14 protein-coding genes are annotated in these 17741 nt (G+C 35.9%); 12 read left to right on the forward strand and 2 right to left on the reverse strand.

Translation table 11 applies throughout. The features are described 5' to 3' along the window. Positions 1-93: 93 nt before the first annotated feature. The 9 genes from BHF70_RS11885 (at position 94) to BHF70_RS11925 (ending at position 13573) form a co-directional block, all read left to right on the forward strand. Entirely contained in the window at positions 94-3432 is a 3339-nt protein-coding gene (locus BHF70_RS11885; RefSeq protein ID WP_075760417.1) for a PD-(D/E)XK nuclease family protein, read from the forward strand. Continuing rightward, complete coding sequence (gene addA / locus BHF70_RS11890) at positions 3398-6955, forward strand: helicase-exonuclease AddAB subunit AddA (protein ID WP_075760418.1); 3558 nt, start codon at positions 3398-3400, stop codon at positions 6953-6955. Before BHF70_RS11885 ends, addA begins: the two co-directional genes overlap by 35 nt. 290 nt (positions 6956-7245) lie before the next feature. Next, positions 7246-7440, forward strand: coding sequence for a small, acid-soluble spore protein, alpha/beta type (locus BHF70_RS11895; RefSeq protein ID WP_075760419.1), 195 nt, complete (start codon positions 7246-7248; stop codon positions 7438-7440). Between the two features lie 72 nt (positions 7441-7512). Continuing rightward, positions 7513-8145, forward strand: a complete 633-nt coding sequence (gene thiF, locus BHF70_RS11900) for a sulfur carrier protein ThiS adenylyltransferase ThiF (RefSeq protein ID WP_075760420.1) — start codon at positions 7513-7515, stop codon at positions 8143-8145. 10 nt (positions 8146-8155) lie between these two features. Then, the gene (locus BHF70_RS11905) at positions 8156-8713 is read left to right on the forward strand and encodes a thiamine phosphate synthase (RefSeq protein ID WP_075760421.1); all 558 of its coding nucleotides are present in this window, start codon (positions 8156-8158) and stop codon (positions 8711-8713) included. A gap of 90 nt (positions 8714-8803) precedes the next feature. Continuing rightward, positions 8804-10366, forward strand: coding sequence for a cardiolipin synthase (gene cls / locus BHF70_RS11910; RefSeq protein WP_075760422.1), 1563 nt, complete (start codon positions 8804-8806; stop codon positions 10364-10366). An 8-nt stretch (positions 10367-10374) separates the two neighbouring features. Next, entirely contained in the window at positions 10375-11109 is a 735-nt protein-coding gene (locus tag BHF70_RS11915; protein WP_075760423.1) for a class I SAM-dependent DNA methyltransferase, read from the forward strand. A 27-nt stretch (positions 11110-11136) separates the two neighbouring features. Next, complete coding sequence (hslO, locus tag BHF70_RS11920) at positions 11137-12018, forward strand: Hsp33 family molecular chaperone HslO (protein WP_075760424.1); 882 nt, start codon at positions 11137-11139, stop codon at positions 12016-12018. A 28-nt stretch (positions 12019-12046) separates the two neighbouring features. Next, positions 12047-13573 carry a hypothetical protein gene (locus BHF70_RS11925; RefSeq protein ID WP_075760425.1) on the forward strand — a complete coding sequence of 509 codons (1527 nt, stop codon included), beginning with the start codon at positions 12047-12049 and terminating at the stop codon, positions 13571-13573. 90 nt (positions 13574-13663) lie between these two features. Here the strand turns inward: BHF70_RS11925 and BHF70_RS11930 are convergent, their stop codons facing one another. Then, complete coding sequence (locus BHF70_RS11930; protein WP_075760426.1) at positions 13664-13975, reverse strand: DNA-directed RNA polymerase subunit delta; 312 nt, start codon at positions 13973-13975, stop codon at positions 13664-13666. Between the two features lie 135 nt (positions 13976-14110). Here BHF70_RS11930 and rpiA point away from each other — a divergent pair, with 135 nt between their 5' ends. The 3 genes from rpiA to BHF70_RS11945 all read left to right on the forward strand — a co-directional run bounded on the left by rpiA (position 14111) and on the right by BHF70_RS11945 (position 16744). Further along, positions 14111-14725, forward strand: a complete 615-nt coding sequence (rpiA, locus tag BHF70_RS11935; protein WP_075760427.1) for a ribose 5-phosphate isomerase A — start codon at positions 14111-14113, stop codon at positions 14723-14725. A 17-nt stretch (positions 14726-14742) separates the two neighbouring features. Then, on the forward strand, positions 14743-15708 hold the full coding sequence (locus BHF70_RS11940; RefSeq protein ID WP_075760428.1) for a Gfo/Idh/MocA family protein: 966 nt from the start codon (positions 14743-14745) through the stop codon (positions 15706-15708). A gap of 88 nt (positions 15709-15796) precedes the next feature. Then, on the forward strand, positions 15797-16744 hold the full coding sequence (locus tag BHF70_RS11945) for a magnesium transporter CorA family protein (protein WP_075760429.1): 948 nt from the start codon (positions 15797-15799) through the stop codon (positions 16742-16744). Between the two features lie 79 nt (positions 16745-16823). On the opposite strand, the gene sigG is transcribed toward BHF70_RS11945, so the two are convergent. Further along, complete coding sequence (gene sigG / locus BHF70_RS11950; protein ID WP_143249392.1) at positions 16824-17600, reverse strand: RNA polymerase sporulation sigma factor SigG; 777 nt, start codon at positions 17598-17600, stop codon at positions 16824-16826. Between the last annotated feature and the right edge of the window lie 141 nt (positions 17601-17741).

Consider the following 17741-nt stretch of genomic DNA (forward strand, 5'->3'; position numbering starts at 1 on the left):
TTCTTCTATAATATATGAGGTATTTTTTTTTCTTAGAACACATTGTTGAGGAAATGTAGTATAATTGTCAAAAGCAAAGAACCGGAGGAAAATATGTCATTACAATTTATTCTTGGATCTGCAAGATCTGGAAAAACAAATTATATATATGAAAAGATGATCAGAGAATCGATAGAACATCCGGAACAGGAATTCTTTTTTATTGTACCTGATCAGTCTACGTTAAATGCCCAAAAAGAACTGGTAACACGACATCCTGCTCATGGAACAATGAATATTGATGTGGTAGGTTTTTTTCGTCTTGCATATAGAATATTTGAGGAATTATCCTATGTGCCTGAGCAGTTGTTAGAAGACGAAGGAAAATCTATGGTCATCCGAAAGGTAATGGAGAAACATAAAAAGGAGTTGAAAGTATTTGGTTCCAGTATGGGAAAACAGGGATTTATTGATGAATTAAAATCTTTTTTCTCTGAAATGTACCAGTATGATATTGAAAAAAAAGAGCTGGAGCAGGCGATGGATATAATACAAAAGCCAGGACTTCAGGCAAAAATGGATGATATTCTTTTGATAATGGATTCTTTTGAAAATTATATAGGAGAGAGATATCTCATATCTGAACAGCTGTTAGATGTGCTTGCAAAAAAAATGAAGGAATCCAAAAAGCTCAGGAATGCAATTTTCTATCTTGATGGATTTACAGGGTTTACACCAATTCAGCGAAAAGTTATCAGACAGTTAATGGAGCTGGGTAAGCAGGTGAATATTTCATTTACAATAGACGCTAAAGATGTATCAACTCCATATAGGGAATATGAGCTATTTGCTATGTCTAAATATGAAAAGCAACAGCTGATTGAGATTGCGAGACAGACTCGGACAATTGTAAAACCAGATATACTGTGTTACCCAGACAAACAGGGTTCACCTGAATTACGTTTTATGGAACAGAATCTGTTTCGATATCCATATGGGGTATTTCCGGAGCAAACAAAAGATATTCAGATTCAAAGAGCTGTGAATCCAAGAGCAGAGAGCAGGATGGTTGCCCATCAGCTTGAACGGCTGATACGGGAAGAAAATTATCAATATAAAGATATCATAGTTTTGACAGCAGATCTGGAAAATTATCAAAGTGAACTGGAAAGAAGTTTTCAGGATTTGAAGATACCGTATTTTGTGGATGTGAATAGAAAGTTACAAAATAATCCATGTATTGAGACAATTTTATCTGCATTGAAAATGATACAGATGGATTTTTCTTATGAAATGGTATTTCGTTATTTAAAATCCGGCTTTTCATGTTTGTCCATGGAAGATGCAGATTTGCTTGAAAATTATGTAATTGCCACAGGGATCCGAGGATATACAAAATGGAACCGGCCATTTAAGTCAAAAGCTTTTGAAGAAGATGAGTTACAGAGGATTGAAGCCTGCCGGCAGGAATTTATAAAGGAAATTAAACCGTTAAAAGAAGGAGTTAAGAAAAGAGGGAGTACGGTACTTGATAAACTGACATGTCTGTATGAATTTTTTGAAAGACTTCAGCTGGAAGAGAAAATGAAAGAACAGAAGAAAATTTTTGAAGAAAGGGGAGAAATTGCCCAGGCAAAAACCAGCGAGAAGATTTTTGGTCAGATACTGGATCTTATGGATCAGATGGCAGACATTTTGGGAGAAGAAAAACTTTCTTATGATGATTTCTTAAGTGTGCTGGAAAGTGGAATGGAAGAAATGACGGTTGGGGTTATTCCGCCAAGCCTGGATCAGGTTTTAATTGGAGATATGGAACGAACAAGGGCAGAGGGAGTTAAAGTTCTGTTTTTCCTTGGAATCAATGATGGAATCATTCCTAAGCAGTCTCAAGGCGGAGGAGTTGTCAGCGATGATCAGAGAGAAATTCTTAGAAATCAAGGCATTATGCTGGCCCCTACTGCGAAAATGTCAGCATATACGGAACAGTTCTATTTATATCTGGCATTGTCTAAACCATCAGAAAAATTGTATTTATCTTATTGTATGATGAATGCTTCAGGAGAGAATCGACAGCCTTCTTATGTACTGGAACGTGTTCGCAAAATTTTCCCTGAAATTTCACTCTATGAGGATGAGAGTGTTCCAGAAGAAAGTTTTTCAGTGGAAGAAGCAACGGATCATTTGGTTTGGCTGTTACAGCAGGATACCGATGATGAAACATTTCAGGAGTTACAGACACTTTACTTTGCATTGGATGATTTTGCCCCTGCAGTTTCTTATATTGACGCAAAGTTCTACCAGAATGAGGCATTACCGATCAGCCAGGAACTTGTAAAGAAACTTTATGGAGATACACTTTCTGGAAGTGTTACCCGAATGGAAAAATTTGCTGGATGTGCCTTTTCTCATTTTATGCAGTATGGGTTGAGATTAAAAGAACGGTTAAAGCATGAAATATTACCGGTGGATATGGGTCAGGTATTTCACAAAACCATGGAACTGGTTGGGAAACGGACGGATTGGAAATTTGCAGATGATGCATCAAGAGATTCATTTGTAGATAAGATAGTAGAAGAAGCCGTATCAGATGTTCAAGGGGAAATTCTTCACAGTACCAGTCGAAATGAATATTTGCTGGATCGAATGAAAAGAATATCAAGAAGAGCAGTCTGGGTTATGGAAACCTATATCCAAAGAGGGGAATTTACACCAGAGGAATATGAGATAGCATTTTCTGAGCAAAATCATCTCGAATCTATGCGGTTTACACTGGATGATGGAGGAAAAATGACCTTCTCTGGAGTGGTAGACCGGATGGACAGCATTGAGGACAGTGAAAATAAATATATAAAGATTATTGATTATAAGTCTGGAAAAATGAAATTTGACTTTGCAAAAATATTTCATGGACTTCAAATGCAGCTGATTATTTATATGAATGCCATGCTAGAGCTGGAAGAGAAGAAAAATAATAAAAGGATTTTACCGGCAGGAATGTTTTATTTTCATCTGGATGATCCTATTGTGGAAGAAAAAGATCCTGAAGAAGCAAAAGTGCAGTTATTAAAATCAATGAAGATGAGCGGAATTGTCAATGAAGATTATAATCTGATTCCTCAGATGGAAAATCCAGGAGAGGAAGGATTTCTTTCATTACCTGTAACTGCCACAAAAAATGGATATAGTAAAAATTCTTCTGTTTTAAATACTAATCAGATGATAACCCTGGGAGGTATTGTTGAAAATAAAATGAAAGAACTTGGGAATTCTCTGATGAAAGGAGAAGTATCCATCCGACCTTATGAATATAATGGAACTATGCCGTGTACCTATTGCAGTTTTCGAAATATTTGCGCATATGAATCAGGTGTAGATCCTGTAAATAAAATTGATAAAATGTCACTGGAGGAGGGAAAGTATGCCTTGGACAAAGGAACAACAAAAGGTTATTGATCAGAGGGATGCCGATATTTTAGTGTCCGCGGCAGCAGGATCAGGAAAAACAGCGGTTCTTGTTGAGAGAATCATACAAAAAATTACAGATGAGGCTCATCCGTTGGATGTGGATAAGCTTCTTGTAGTGACATTTACGAAAGCTGCAGCAGGTGAAATGAGGGAAAGAATTGCCAGAGCATTGGAGTTAAAGGTGCAGGAACATCCTGAAAATGCTCATTATATCAGACAGCTTTCTTTAATACATAAAGCACAGATAACCACGATTCACAGCTTTTGCATGGAATTGATCCGTGATTATTTTTATGTGATTGGAATGGATCCGGGAATGTCTCCTGGGGACGAAGGCCAGTTATCTCTTTTGCGGGAGCAGGTATTGGATGAAATACTGGAAGAAGCTTATGGAAAACGTGAAGATGGATTTATCAAGCTGATAGAGTCTTATTCTCCAGGAAAAAAAGATGATGTGATCAGTCAGTATATCTGGAAATTATATTTAAATGCAAGGAGTCATGTACAGCCTGAAAAATGGCTGGATGAAGCAAGACGCAATATTTCGGTGAAAACATTGGAGGAATTTAGGGAAGCCCCTTTTGTGAAGATTATTTTGACAGATGCAAAGAATATTATAGAAAGTGCAGGAAGAATGATCAGGGAAGCAAAAGAGCTTGCATTACAGGAAGGAGGACCATACTTTTATTTAAAAACACTGGATCAGGATTCAGAAATTATAGAAAATATGACAGAGGCAGAAGGGATTTCTGATTTATGCAATCAGTTTATGAATATGAAAAAACCTCGTTTAAGTGGCAGAAAGAAAAAAACAGATCAGATTATTCCAGAGCTTCAGGAACAATGTAAAGAACTTAGAAATAGGGCATATAAATTAATTGTAGATATACAGGCTTCTTACTTTTATCAGGAAGAAAAAGAACTTTTTAGAGAACTGCGTGTTTTAAGAGAACCTTTAGAAGCATTAATTGATTTAACGGAGCGGTTTTTGGAAAGATATTCTCAGCGAAAGTCCGATGAGAATTTAATGGATTTTGATGATATGGAACATTTTGCTCTGCAACTATTAATTGATCATTTTGACGAAGATGGACAACCTGTACCAAGTCAGATAGCAAGGGAGAAAGCCGAATCATATGAAGAAATATATATAGATGAATATCAGGACAGTAATTTTATTCAGGATGCCATTCTTCGAAGTGTTTCAAAGGAATTCTCCGGTGGACACAATATGTTTATGGTTGGAGATGTAAAGCAGAGTATTTACAGTTTTCGTCTGGCCAGACCAGATTTATTTTTGGGGAAATATTATAATTATCAGAGATGGGATGAACAGTATCAGCTGATTGAGTTGCAAAATAATTTTCGAAGCCGCAAGGAAGTTCTTAATTTTGTAAATAGTATTTTTTATCAGATTATGCATGAAAGTCTTGGGAATATTGAATATACCAAAGAGGTATCACTGGTACCTACCATGTCTTTCCCGGAAACAGAAAATATTTTGCCGGAAATTCTTTTGGTGGATTCAAAAGAGGTAAAAGAAGCGGAAGATGATGCTGTAACCATTGAAGCTAAGATGATCGGAGCCAAAATTAAAGAGATGGTAGATGGAGAGCATCCTTATATGGTGACTTGTGAAGATGAAGAAGGAAATCGTGTACTCCGTAAAGCTGAATATGGTGATATAGTAATTCTTCTTCGATCCATGAAAGGAAATGCAGAAATTATTCAGAAAGAATTAATGAATGCAGGAGTTCCGGCGTTTTGTAATAGTGAAAAAGGTTATTTTGACACAGTTGAAATTCGAACTTTACTGAGTTTGCTGTCTGTTGTAGATAATATTTATTTGGATATTGATCTGGCAGCAGTACTTCGTTCACCAATGATCGGCATGTCGGAAGAAGAACTGGGATTGGTCAAGGCAGATGGAGGAGAAAAGTATTTATATGATTCTCTGGTAAATGTACGAACATCCATGAAGAAGGCTGAGAAAACATTGGAACTGCTGGATAAACTAAGAGATGCAAAAACATATTTAAGATTAACAGAACTGATATGGATGGCACTGGATGAGACAGGATATTATCATTATGCCGGGGCTATGCCTCAAGGAAAAAAACGTCAGGGAAATATTTTAATGTTAATTGAGCAGGCAAAAGGATTTGAAACCAATCAGATGAAAGGATTGTTTCATTTTATACGATTTATGGAACAATGCCAGGAATATGATATGGATTTTGGAGAAGCCAATACTCTGGGAGAAGAACAAAATCTAGTGCATATTTCCAGTATTCATAAAAGTAAAGGATTGGAGTATCCTATTGTTTTTGTATCAAAAATTCATCAGAAATTTAATCTAAGAGACAGCAGTGGAAGTTTGATTTTTCATCCTGATTATTATATTGGTGCAGATATAATAGATCCAGTGTTAAGAACAAAAGGAACTACCGTTTTAAAAAGCATGATTCGACGGCAAATGTTAAAAGACTCACTGGGAGAAGAGTTAAGGGTACTTTATGTAGCTATGACCAGAGCAAAGGAAAAACTCATTTTAACCGGAATAAAAAAGAGAGATATTGACTGGTCAAAAAATGGGATGGTTTCTTATGTTGATTTGTTCACAGGCAGTTCATACATGGATTGGATTTTCTGCGCTCTTCCATATATTTCTGAAGATGATTTTGAGATTAAGATATATTCAATGGAAGCACTGACCTGGATGCATGAAATGAAGGAAATTGATAAAAAAATAGAAAAACAAAAGTTTATGGAAAACCTTTTATCTGATAAACCTGAACAAGCTATCCGGAAAATGAAACAGAATTTTTTATATGAATATGAGAATAATCCGGAAACAACAGGACAGTTGAAATATTCTGTGTCTGAAATAAAAAGGATGAGCCAGCAGGCAGACCAGGAAGAACGGATATTTAAAAGAATCTGTGAAGATGAAAAAAAGGTTCCTAAATTTATAAAAAAAGACCAAAAGGTTTCTTCGGCATCCAGAGGGACAGTGATTCATAAAGTCTTTGAATTGCTAGACTTTGCTAAAAAATATACAAAAGAAGAATTGGATGTGCAGATTAGTCAATGGATTCATAAAAAGATAATAGATCAAAATTATGACTCTGTGATTGATCGTAATGAAATTATGGCATTTTTAGACTCGGATTTGGGAAGAAGAGTCAGAGAAGCGGCAAAAAGAAATCATGTATTTAAAGAGAAACAATTTGTTATGGGAATTCCTTTTTCTAAAATGAATCCTGAAAGTACGGGTGATTCCTATGTAGTAGTTCAGGGAATAATAGACCTTTATTTTGAAGAAGACGATGAACTGGTTTTGGTAGACTATAAAACCGATAGGATTCCAAAAGGACAGGAAAAGATTTTGGTTGACAGATATCAAAGCCAATTGGATTACTATAAAAGGGCACTGGAGCAGACTACAGGCAAAACGGTGAAAGAATGTTGTATTTATGCAGTAGGGCTGAAAAAAATCATTAATTTATAATTTTAGGGTCATCAGAGGATTGTGATTAGGCAGATGAATGGATAGGTCTGTTTTGGAGATGCTATGGATGTTACATGTTTTTATCTCGTCGGAGAAGACTCCCACTTCTATAAGTGGTGAGTAAAGGATAAATTTCATCAAGTGGGATTATCAATCTCCGACTTCAATAAAAGCCTCCGGCGGATTGCAGAGATGCGCATTAGAATTATGTCATGCTAACGCATGATGCGCATCTCGCAGCAAGAACGCCGAGGCATTCTTGAATTACAGCATACAGAAAGGATGGTTTTATGTCAAAAGAAAAAGATTTTACCCAAAAGTCATTTGAAGAGATGACAGAAAATGAAAGATTAAAGTTTGAGACAGCTAAAGAGCTTGGATTGGCAGACCGGTTAATGGAAAAAGGATGGAAGTCCTTATCTGCCAGTGAAACTGGTAAAATCGGCGGAATTATGAATCGAAAAATGAAAGAACATGAAAAATAGCAGAAAAGAGAATCGGATAATTGTGTCCGATTCTTTTTTCATTTATAATAAATTGGATAAAGGAGGGTTTTAATGATAACAAAAGACGAATTTGAAAAGAGCCTGGAAGAACGCCAGACAAAGGCTATAAGGGATCGTTTAAAAAAAGGGAAGGTGGCAATAGCGGGACTGGGGGGATTAGGTTCTAATATTGCTTTAATGCTTGCAAGAACAGGTATTCAGAAGATGATGCTGGCAGATTTTGACACAGTAGATATATCTAATCTTAATCGTCAGGCATATACAATAGAACATATTGGAATGAAGAAGACAGAAGCCATGGAACGTCTGATCAGACAAGTGAATCCGTGGATAGAACTGGAATTTTATCAAGGGAAAATTACAGGAGAAAATGCAGCCGGATTATTTCAAAATTATCCTATTGTCTGTGAAGCATTTGATGATCCTCAGGCAAAGGCTGAACTTGTTACAGCTGTTTTGGAAAAGCTTCCTAAGACATATATTTTGTCTGGAAATGGGATGGCGGGGACATATAGTTCTAATCTGATTCAGACGAAGAAGATGATGAAACGTTTATATATATGCGGAGATGAAAAACATGGAATCTCTAAAGAAGAATCATTGACATCCGCCAGAGTATCAATTTGCGCAGGGCATGAGGCGAATATGGCAGTTAGACTGATTCTTGGAGAAACAGAGGTGTAGGAGGATTTATATGGAAAATAGAAATTTGATTGCAGTGACAAGCAGGGTGTTATGCAAGAGACCGTTTCTGGAAGTAATGGAGGATTTGGCTAAAAAAGATGTGAAAACCATTGTCTTAAGAGAAAAAGATCTGACAGAAGAAGAATATGAGCAGCTGGCAAGGAAATGTCTGGAAATTTGTCAGGAAGAAGGTGCTGTTCTCACATTGCATAATTTTATTAATGTTGCAAGGAATCTGGGGGTAAAAAGGATTCATCTTCCTTATCCTGTATTTCAAAAAGAGGCAGAAAATTTAACAGATTTTGAATCAGTCAGCACATCCATACATAAGCCGGAGGAAGCCAAAACTGCGGAAAGATTAGGAGCAGATTTTGTATTTGCCGGACATATTTTCCAGACAGATTGCAAAAAAGGCTTGGAACCAAGGGGCCTGGACTTTCTTAAAAGTGTAGTTGAAGCAGTGGATATTCCGGTTTATGGAATTGGAGGAATAAATAAAGATAATATTGATATGATCATGGAAACAGGGGCAGCTGGAGGATGTATCATGTCTGGTTTTATGAAATAGGAGGGTTTGAATAAGATTAAACTTTATGCTATGATACTAAGATACCTTAACATGTATAAGAAATGATAGTTGGAAATTAGGGAGAGGGTTATGAAACTTACCAAAAATATGGCGAAATTGATTTCTAAGATTTTAAAATTTTTATTAAGGCGTCTTGTAATTGTTGTGGTTTTGATTGTACTTCAGCTTATATGGATGACATATGTTTTTATTGTTCTTGGAGAATATTCTAAGGTTATCCAGGTGGTTTTCCAGATTTTCAGTCTGGTGGTGGCAATCTATATCGTAAACAAAGAAGAAAATCCGGCATATAAACTGGCATGGATTATACCGATTCTTTTATTTCCGGTATTTGGAGGGTTATTGTATCTGATTCTTGGAGATAAGCAGCCGGCAAAAAAATTGAGGATTTGTCTGGAAGAATCAATTTCAGAGACTCAGTTTCTTCTGGGACAGGATTACGGAGTCATGGAGCATTTGGAAAAGGCAAATTATCAGGTTGCCACCCAGGCAAAGTATATTACTCATTATGGAGGATATCCTATTTATGAGAATTCCAATGCCAAATATTATCCATCTGGTGAGGCAATGTTTGATGATCTTTTGGATGCTTTAAAATCTGCAAAACATTATATTTTCATGGAGTTTTTCATAGTTTCCCAAGGATATATGTGGGATACCATATTGGAAATTTTAAAAGAACGGGTCAATCAGGGTGTTGAAGTTCGTTTTATGTATGATGATGTGGGATGCGTTGATCTGCTTCCGTATAAATATTATAAAGAACTTGAACGTTATGGTATTAATGCAGTAGCATTTAATCCAATCAAACCGCTGGTTTCTACAGCATGGAATAATCGTGATCATCGCAAGGTTGTAGTTATAGATGGACATATCGCATTTACTGGCGGATTGAATCTGGCAGATGAATATATTAATCGTATTGAACGATTTGGTTATTGGAAAGATGCCGGTTTGAAAGTAACCGGAGATGCTGTATGGAATTTTACAGTAATGTTTCTTCAGGTGTGGAATGCGATAGGTAAAACAGATGAAGGATATGGTGCATTTGTTCCTCATAAACATCATATGGAACAGTTTACTGGGAAAGGATTTATTCAACCTTATGCAGATAATCCCCTTGACAGAGAAACTGTTGGTGAAAATGTATATCTGAATATCATTAATGCATCAAATCATTATGTTTATATGTATACGCCATATCTGATCGTTGATAATGAGATGATAACAGCTCTCTGTCTTGCAGCAAAACGGGGTGTTGATGTTCGAATCGTTACACCGGCTATTCCTGATAAAAAAGCAGTATTTCTGCTGACACAGTCTTATTACAGCCAGCTGGTTGATGCAGGAATTAAGATATATCAGTACTCACCAGGCTTTATTCATGCAAAGTGCTTTTTGAGTGATGACAAAGTGGCAACAGTGGGAACCATCAACATGGATTTTAGAAGTTTATATCTTCATTTTGAAAATGGTGTTTTTATGTATGACAGCGAAGTAATTGGGGAGATGAAGTATGATATGATCAGAACATTTTCTGAAAGTCAGTTGATTTCAAAAGAAATGTGTGCAGGAAGCCTTCCGAAGAGACTGGCACAAAGTATGTTAAGGCTTTTGGCACCATTGGTATAGGAGTTGTTATGGAAAGTTATACAAGTTTTGCACAGGTTTATGATGAATTTATGGATCAGACTCCTTATGATCAGTGGCTTTGTAATATTTTAGGGACATTTAAAAAGTATGGAATTGAAGAAGGAAGTCATGTTCTGGAACTTGGTTGTGGTACAGGAAAAATGACAAGAAGACTCCGGGAGTCAGGATATCGGTTAACGGCTGTAGATAATGCGATAGAAATGCTGGAGATCGCAAAAAATACCCATTTGGATGATATTCTTTATATATTACAGGATATGACACAATTAAATCTCCCTGAAAAAGCTGATGCTGTAGTCAGTATTTGTGATTGCATGAATTATATTTTGGAATCAGAGGATATGCTGGAAATTTTTTTAAAGGTTAGAAAATATCTAAATGTGGCGGGTGTATTTATGTTTGATATGAACAGCCGTTATAAATATGAAAAGATTTTAGCTCAAAATACATTTGCTGAAGACAGAGAAGAAGCCAGTTTCATCTGGGATAATTTTTATGATCCCGGCGATAGGATTAATGAATATCAGCTGAGTCTGTTTATCAAAAATAAAATGGGAACATATGATAAATTTGAAGAAATTCATTATCAGAAAGCTTATGAGGCAGATGAAATATATGATCTGCTAAAAGAAGCAGGTTTTGAAGAAATACAGGTTTTAGATACTGAGACAATGGAAAAACCAAAGAAGGATACAGAAAGATTGTATTTCATTGCCCGGTAAAAATAAAAAAACAGAAAGGTTATGAGAATGAAAGATTATATTGTTAGAGGAACTGCTGCAGATGATCAGATTCGTTTTTTTGCAGCATATACAAAAGAGGTTGTGGAGACAGCCAGACAAAAACATGATACCAGTCCGGTTGCAACAGCAGCTTTAGGACGTTTGCTGACAGCAGGAGCCATGATGGGAAGCATGTGTAAAAATGACAGTGATGTATTAACATTACAGATCCAGTGCAGTGGACCAATTGGCGGACTTACTGTAACAGCTGATTCAAAAGCCAATGTAAAAGGATATGCTATTCATCCTGATGTTATGCTGCCTCCAAGTAAAGAAGGAAAACTTGATGTTGGGAAGGCTCTGGATCTTGGAGTATTGACTGTAATAAAGGATATTGGATTAAAAGAACCATATTCAGGACAGACACATCTGGTTTCTGGAGAAATTGCAGAAGATTTGACATATTATTTTGCAACAAGTGAACAGATTCCAACATCTGTTGCATTGGGAGTATTGATGAATAAAGATAATACAGTTCGTCATGCTGGAGGATTTATTATTCAGCTGATGCCATTTGCAACAGAAGAAACCATCAGTGCACTTGAAAAGAAAATTGTTGAATTTAAATCTGTTACGGCATGTCTGGATGAAGGTCATACACCAGAAGAAATGATGGAATTACTGCTGGGTGATCTTGGAATGAAGGTTTATGGAACCATGCCAACCAGATTTTATTGTAATTGTTCAAAAGAACGGGTAGAGCAGGCTGTTATAAGTATTGGAAAAGATGAGATTCAGTCAATGATTGATGACGGAAAAGATATAGAGGTAAATTGTCATTTCTGCAATACACATTATAATTATTCGGTGGATGAATTAAAAGAAATGTTAAAAGAAGCAACAAGATAACCCGGATCTTTAAAATAAGGGAGGGCTTATGAAAAAAATCCTTATTATGATGATGACCGTGATTTTAATGTTATCTATTGCTGTTCCGGTAACTGCATCTGAGGATACTGCTACAGATGATATTGAAATTACAGACTATACAGGTGATCCGCCTTTTGAGAGAAATGGAGAAAAAGTATATTCTATTACAGCAAAAGAAAGAGCTGTTGATGGAAGTTTTGAGAGAATCGAAGATAAGACTTTTTTATTACAGTCAAGCGAGACGGATTTGCATGGCATTTTTGCTGAGATGGAATCGGAAACAGGGAAAAAAGATATCAGTGTAAAGGTGGATTCAGATAAAATATCAGAAGATGGTAAGAAGGCAGAAGTATCTGTTAATTTCACCAGCCGGTATGTTGCAACTTCAATCAATATGAATGAGGCAATTTTAATAAAGAAAAAAGTGGTGTCAGGCAATGAAGAAAGAACGATACTGTTAAAAAGAATCCCTTTTGCATATAGTACGCCATATTATCAGGATGAACATTATGAAGGATTTAATTCTCTCGAAGCGTGGTCTGGAACATGGGAATATGATTATGAATCTGGAGTAACCTGTAAGACTTCAGGAACTGTAGATGTATATCAGAAAAATCCGATTTTAGTCTATAAATATACTGCACAGGGAAAACAGGGAGTAAAAGCTTTTCATCTGAATCCGGATGGAAAATTTACATTTGCAGATGGAACGACAACTCTTACAAAAATTAATCATCAGCCTAAAGCGGTAAATCAAATATCACTAAAGTGTAAGGATGAGTATCTGAAGACATTAAAATCCGATTTGCTAAAGCAGATGGCATATGATGAGGATGGCTGGCAGATGAAGGTAGTCTTTGATGATCTTGTTGTGGAATATGAAGATGGATGCTATATTGGAGGAAGTATAGACCCGATATATCTGGGGCATACTGCGTCTTTTAAACCTTATGGGAAAACTTCAGTGACAACATCTAAAAGAAGTACTTCATCTATCAAAATACAATGGAAAAAAATATCTGACATTAGCGGATATTGTATATATAGATCTTCAAAGAAAACGACAGGATATAAAAAAATAAAGACAGTGTCTGCAAGAACTTGTAGCTGGATAGATAAAAAAAGAAAGTCAGGAACAATTTATTATTATCGTGTGCGTCCATACCGTACGGTAACATATAAGAACTATAACGGATCCACAAGGACTAAAAATATATATGGAACCTACTCTGATCCCCACAAATCCGGAACAAGGCCTGGAAAAGCGTATGCTTCTGTAAAAGAGACTGGACGGAGGGTTAAAATTACAAATAAAGTGGTTCCAAGAGCAACAGGTTATTGTTTCTATATAAAGCAGGGAAAGAAAGGGAAATATCAAAAAGTTAAAGAATATATTGGAAGCAGAAGTCGTACTTATACGTCAAAAAAGTTGAAAAAGGGAAAAACCTATTATATTAGAATCAGAGCCTATCAGCAGATTAGTGGAAAAAAATATTTTGGTGAGGCATCAAAAACTAAAAAGATAAAGATATAAAAAAGTTGTACTATTAAAGTACAACTTTTTTATATCTTTAAAAATTTCAACAAGATTCCGTAAATTGATGGGGAAAGAGTTGAAGCAGACTTATTGAACTGTATCAGATGCCTCTTCTTCAGATGCCTCAGACTCATCATCTGTATCAGATGTTTCTTCCTCAGATTCGTCATTAGTAATATTGATGGAAACATAGTCGCGGTCATCTTCAGATGGCTCAGGGAAAATATCATCATCATCAAAAGGTTCATCAAAATCATCATTTTCTGGTTCACTGGAAGCAGTGACTTCTTTAATTTTATCAATGATATCTTTGATCTGATCCCGAGCGATATAGAGGATTCCGCCTATAGTAGCGATTGCTGTTACAAGTTTGCATAAAGTCTTGAATTGTTTTTTCATAATGGACTCCTTTCGCTTTTTCTAGTAATATTTTAATATGAAATAAATGAAAAAGCAATGTAGGATTGACAAAATAAAATTTCGTGATAAAATAATTAAAAGAAACTAAGTTTTACAACATAAAGGAGGAATCAAGTGAAACGTTTATGTGCCAAAGAAGCACTCCAACTGGTGCCGGATCACGGAATGATTGGTCTTGGAGGGGGAGAAACCATTCGTTATCTTGCAGAATATGTAAAGGAGGCAGGAAAAGAAGTTACTGTTGTAACTCCATCAGAGGCAACTAAAAAAGTCTGTGAGGAACTGGGAATTATGGTTGTTCCAACAGAGGAAGTATCATCTGTGGAGATTGCTTTTGACGGTTGTGACCAGGTGGATTCGGATTTAAATGCTTATAAAAGTGGAGGAGGCATTCATACTCTGGAGAAAATCATTGCCCGCATGTCAAAAGAATATGTATTACTGGTGGATGAATCTAAAGTGGTAGATAAATTAGGTTTTGATATACCGATTGTATTAGAAATTGTTCCAGAAGCTATTCACTATGTGACACAGCAGGTAGAGAAATTGGGCGGAAGTGTAAAAATCAGAGATTTACATTTGCTGGAAACTTATTTTAGAGAAGGCAGAAATTTGGAAACATTGGATAATGAATTAAAAGAAATTACCGGAGTTATTGAAACATCACTGTTTTATCAGGTAGCTACAAAAGCTGTTGTTGCAGGAAGTAATGGAATCAGAATAATATAAAAAGGAGAAACGAAGAAATGAGTACATGGGGAATCTTAGGTTGTGGAACAATTGCAAATGAAATGGCAGAGACATTTCAGAAAATGGGACATGAAATCTATGGAGTAAGTAATCGTACTGTTGAGAAAGCAGAAAAATTTGCAGAAAAATATGGAGTAAAACATGTGTTTACAACATATGAAGAAATGCTTGCAGATGAAAATATTGATATTGTTTATATTGCAACTCCACATAGTATGCATTATGAAAATATGAAGGCAGCGGTTGCAGCAGGAAAACATATTCTGTGTGAAAAGGCGATTACAGTAAATGCAGGTCAGTTAAAAGAAGTCCTGGAAATGGCAGAAAAAAAAGGAGTCGTTGTGAGAGAAGCAATGACAATTTCACATATGCCTTTATATAAAAAATTGAAAGAACGAATTGCAGAAGGTGCTATTGGAAGGACCAAGATGGTTCAGGTAAACTTCGGAAGTAACAAAGGATATGATTCTACCAATCGTTTCTTTGCATTGGAAGCAGCAGGAGGAGCCTTACTGGATATTGGGGTATATGCTACAACTTTTGCAAGAACATTTTTGGACGAGGCGCCAAATACCATTTTAACAACAGTAGAATATCTTGAAACCGGTGCAGATGAACAGTCTGGTGTTATTATGAAGAATACAAAAGGACAAATGGTTGTTATGTGTCTGACTCTGCGTGCAAAACAGCCAAAACGAGGAGTTGTAACTGGTGATGAGGGCTATATAGAAGTTTATGAATATCCAAGAGCATGTAAGGCAACCATTACAAACACAGCAACAGGTGAAGTAGAAACAGTGGAAGCAGGAAAAACAGAAGAAGCACTTCAATATGAGGTGGAAGCTATGGAAGCAGCTGTGGCAGGAGAATGTGATGATGATTGTCAGGAAATCACCAATGATGTAATGAATATTCTTACAAGTATTAAAACCCAGTGGGGAATGAATTATCCATTTGAATAAGTGATAAAAAATTTTAAATGTCTATATATCCTTCAGACTGGACGAAAAACCTGTGATAAGGTATACTAGGGAGCAGGAGGAAGTAGATATGATTCGGATTTTTAAAAATTATGAAGGACAAAAAGAGTTACAGGAATTAAATTCCATTGAATTGGAGTCCTGGGTGGCATTAACGAATCCGACACCAGAAGAATTGAGAAATATTTCAGATAGTTATCAAATAGATTTGGATGATTTAAAGGCAGCACTGGATACGGAAGAAAGATCACGTTTGGAAAATGAAGATAATTATACTATGATTCTGGTGAATATTCCGGTAGTACGTGAAGAAGATGAAAAAAAGTGGTATGAAACAATACCTTTAGGAATTTTTATTACCAGAAAAGTAGTTTTTACTGTATGTCTGGAAGAAACCAATATTCTAAAGCAGTTTATCGATGGTCTGGTTCCTAATTTTTATACATATATGAAAACCAGATTTGTTTATCAGATTTTATATAACAATGCAACATTATTCCTGTATTATCTGAGAGTTATTGATCAGCGGGCAAATCAGGTTGAAGAAATACTTCATGAAACATCCAGAAACAGTGATCTGATACAGTTGTATGATCTTGAAAAATGTCTGGTATATTTTACCACTTCTCTTAAATCCAATGAAGTAGTTCTTGAGAAGCTGCGAAAGCATATAGGTTTAAAACATTATGAGGAAGATCAGGAACTGTTGGAAGATGTTATTATAGAAAATAAGCAGGCAATGGAGATGACTTATATTTATCATAATATTTTGAGGAGTACCATGTCCCTGTTTGGATCGATTATTGATAATAACCTGAATCAGGTGATGAAATTTCTGGCAGCCATAACCATTGTTGTAGAACTTCCTACCATGATTTCCGGATTCTATGGTATGAATGTAAATGGAGCAGGAATGCCTTTTTCACAGAGTCCTTTTGGATTTGCAATTATATCTGTTTTTTCTTTGATTGTATGTCTGATTGCAGTATATATTCTTAAGAAGAAGAATTTGTTATAAATAACAAAAGCCGTTTGTACCAGGTAATAAATCTGTACAACGGCTTTTTCTATTTCATGAGAAAAGTATTTTTTTCTATTTAATTTAGATAATTTCTCATATGCTTTAATGCATTTTTTTCCAGGCGGCTGACCTGTGCCTGTGAAATACTGATTTCATCAGCAACTTCAGTCTGGGTTTTTCCATCGAAAAAGCGTAGTTTTATAATGTTATATTCTCTGTCAGACAAGTGATCCATGGCTTCTCGCAATGCGATAGATTCAATCCATAAATCTTCTCGATTTTTTTTATCTTTTACCTGATCCATTAAGTACAATGTATCGCCGCCATCCTGGTATACAGGTTCATACAGGGAAAGAGGGGTTGCGATTGCATCCAGTGCAAAAAGAATATCTTCCTTTTTTATATGGATTTCTTCTGCAATGGCTTCAATGGAAGGCTCCTTGTTCATTTTTTTTGTAAGAGCCTCTCTTGCGTTTATGGCTTTGTATGCAGTGTCCCGGAGTGAACGACTGACCCGCATGGTGTTATTATCCCGGAGATAGCGTTTAACTTCTCCAATGATCATTGGGACGGCATAAGTTGAAAATTTAACGTTGAGACTTCGATCAAAATTGTCAATTGCTTTCATTAATCCGATGCATCCGACCTGAAAAAGATCATCTGCATTTTCACTGCTATTGGAAAAACGTTGAATGACACTTAATACCAGGCGTAAATTGCCTTTGATATATTGTTCCCGTGCAGACTCATCACCTTGTTCAATTCGTTCAAACAGGATTTCTTTTTCCTCATTAGTTAATAGTGGTAGTGCGGAAGTATTTACACCGCATATTTCAACTTTATTCAGTGCCATAATGATTCCTCCATTTGTAAATTGTTCTAGTAAAATCATTTACAAATGACCAAAGGTTTATACAATGAAAAAATTGCCAGGGAAATTGACTTATATTTTTTGTGGTGATATGATAAATGAATCAAAGAATGTAAAAAGGAG

Origin of the sequence: Anaerostipes sp. 494a (assembly GCF_001940315.1) — a bacterium.
GTDB lineage: Bacteria > Bacillota > Clostridia > Lachnospirales > Lachnospiraceae > Anaerostipes > Anaerostipes faecalis.

What these genes read in the sequence shown, in the direction of transcription:
- BHF70_RS11885 (WP_075760417.1), top strand. Translation starts at nt 94, where the DNA reads ATGTCATTACAATTTATTCTTGGATCTGCAAGATCTGGAAAAACAAAT.
- BHF70_RS11940 (WP_075760428.1), top strand. Translation starts at nt 14,743, where the DNA reads ATGAGTACATGGGGAATCTTAGGTTGTGGAACAATTGCAAATGAAATG.
- BHF70_RS11945 (WP_075760429.1), top strand. Translation starts at nt 15,797, where the DNA reads ATGATTCGGATTTTTAAAAATTATGAAGGACAAAAAGAGTTACAGGAA.
- cls (WP_075760422.1), top strand. Translation starts at nt 8,804, where the DNA reads ATGAAACTTACCAAAAATATGGCGAAATTGATTTCTAAGATTTTAAAA.
- BHF70_RS11905 (WP_075760421.1), top strand. Translation starts at nt 8,156, where the DNA reads ATGGAAAATAGAAATTTGATTGCAGTGACAAGCAGGGTGTTATGCAAG.
- BHF70_RS11895 (WP_075760419.1), top strand. Translation starts at nt 7,246, where the DNA reads ATGTCAAAAGAAAAAGATTTTACCCAAAAGTCATTTGAAGAGATGACA.
- BHF70_RS11930 (WP_075760426.1), bottom strand. Translation starts at nt 13,975, where the DNA reads ATGAAAAAACAATTCAAGACTTTATGCAAACTTGTAACAGCAATCGCT.
- hslO (WP_075760424.1), top strand. Translation starts at nt 11,137, where the DNA reads ATGAAAGATTATATTGTTAGAGGAACTGCTGCAGATGATCAGATTCGT.
- BHF70_RS11925 (WP_075760425.1), top strand. Translation starts at nt 12,047, where the DNA reads ATGAAAAAAATCCTTATTATGATGATGACCGTGATTTTAATGTTATCT.
- thiF (WP_075760420.1), top strand. Translation starts at nt 7,513, where the DNA reads ATGATAACAAAAGACGAATTTGAAAAGAGCCTGGAAGAACGCCAGACA.
- addA (WP_075760418.1), top strand. Translation starts at nt 3,398, where the DNA reads ATGCCTTGGACAAAGGAACAACAAAAGGTTATTGATCAGAGGGATGCC.
- BHF70_RS11915 (WP_075760423.1), top strand. Translation starts at nt 10,375, where the DNA reads ATGGAAAGTTATACAAGTTTTGCACAGGTTTATGATGAATTTATGGAT.
- sigG (WP_143249392.1), bottom strand. Translation starts at nt 17,600, where the DNA reads ATGGCACTGAATAAAGTTGAAATATGCGGTGTAAATACTTCCGCACTA.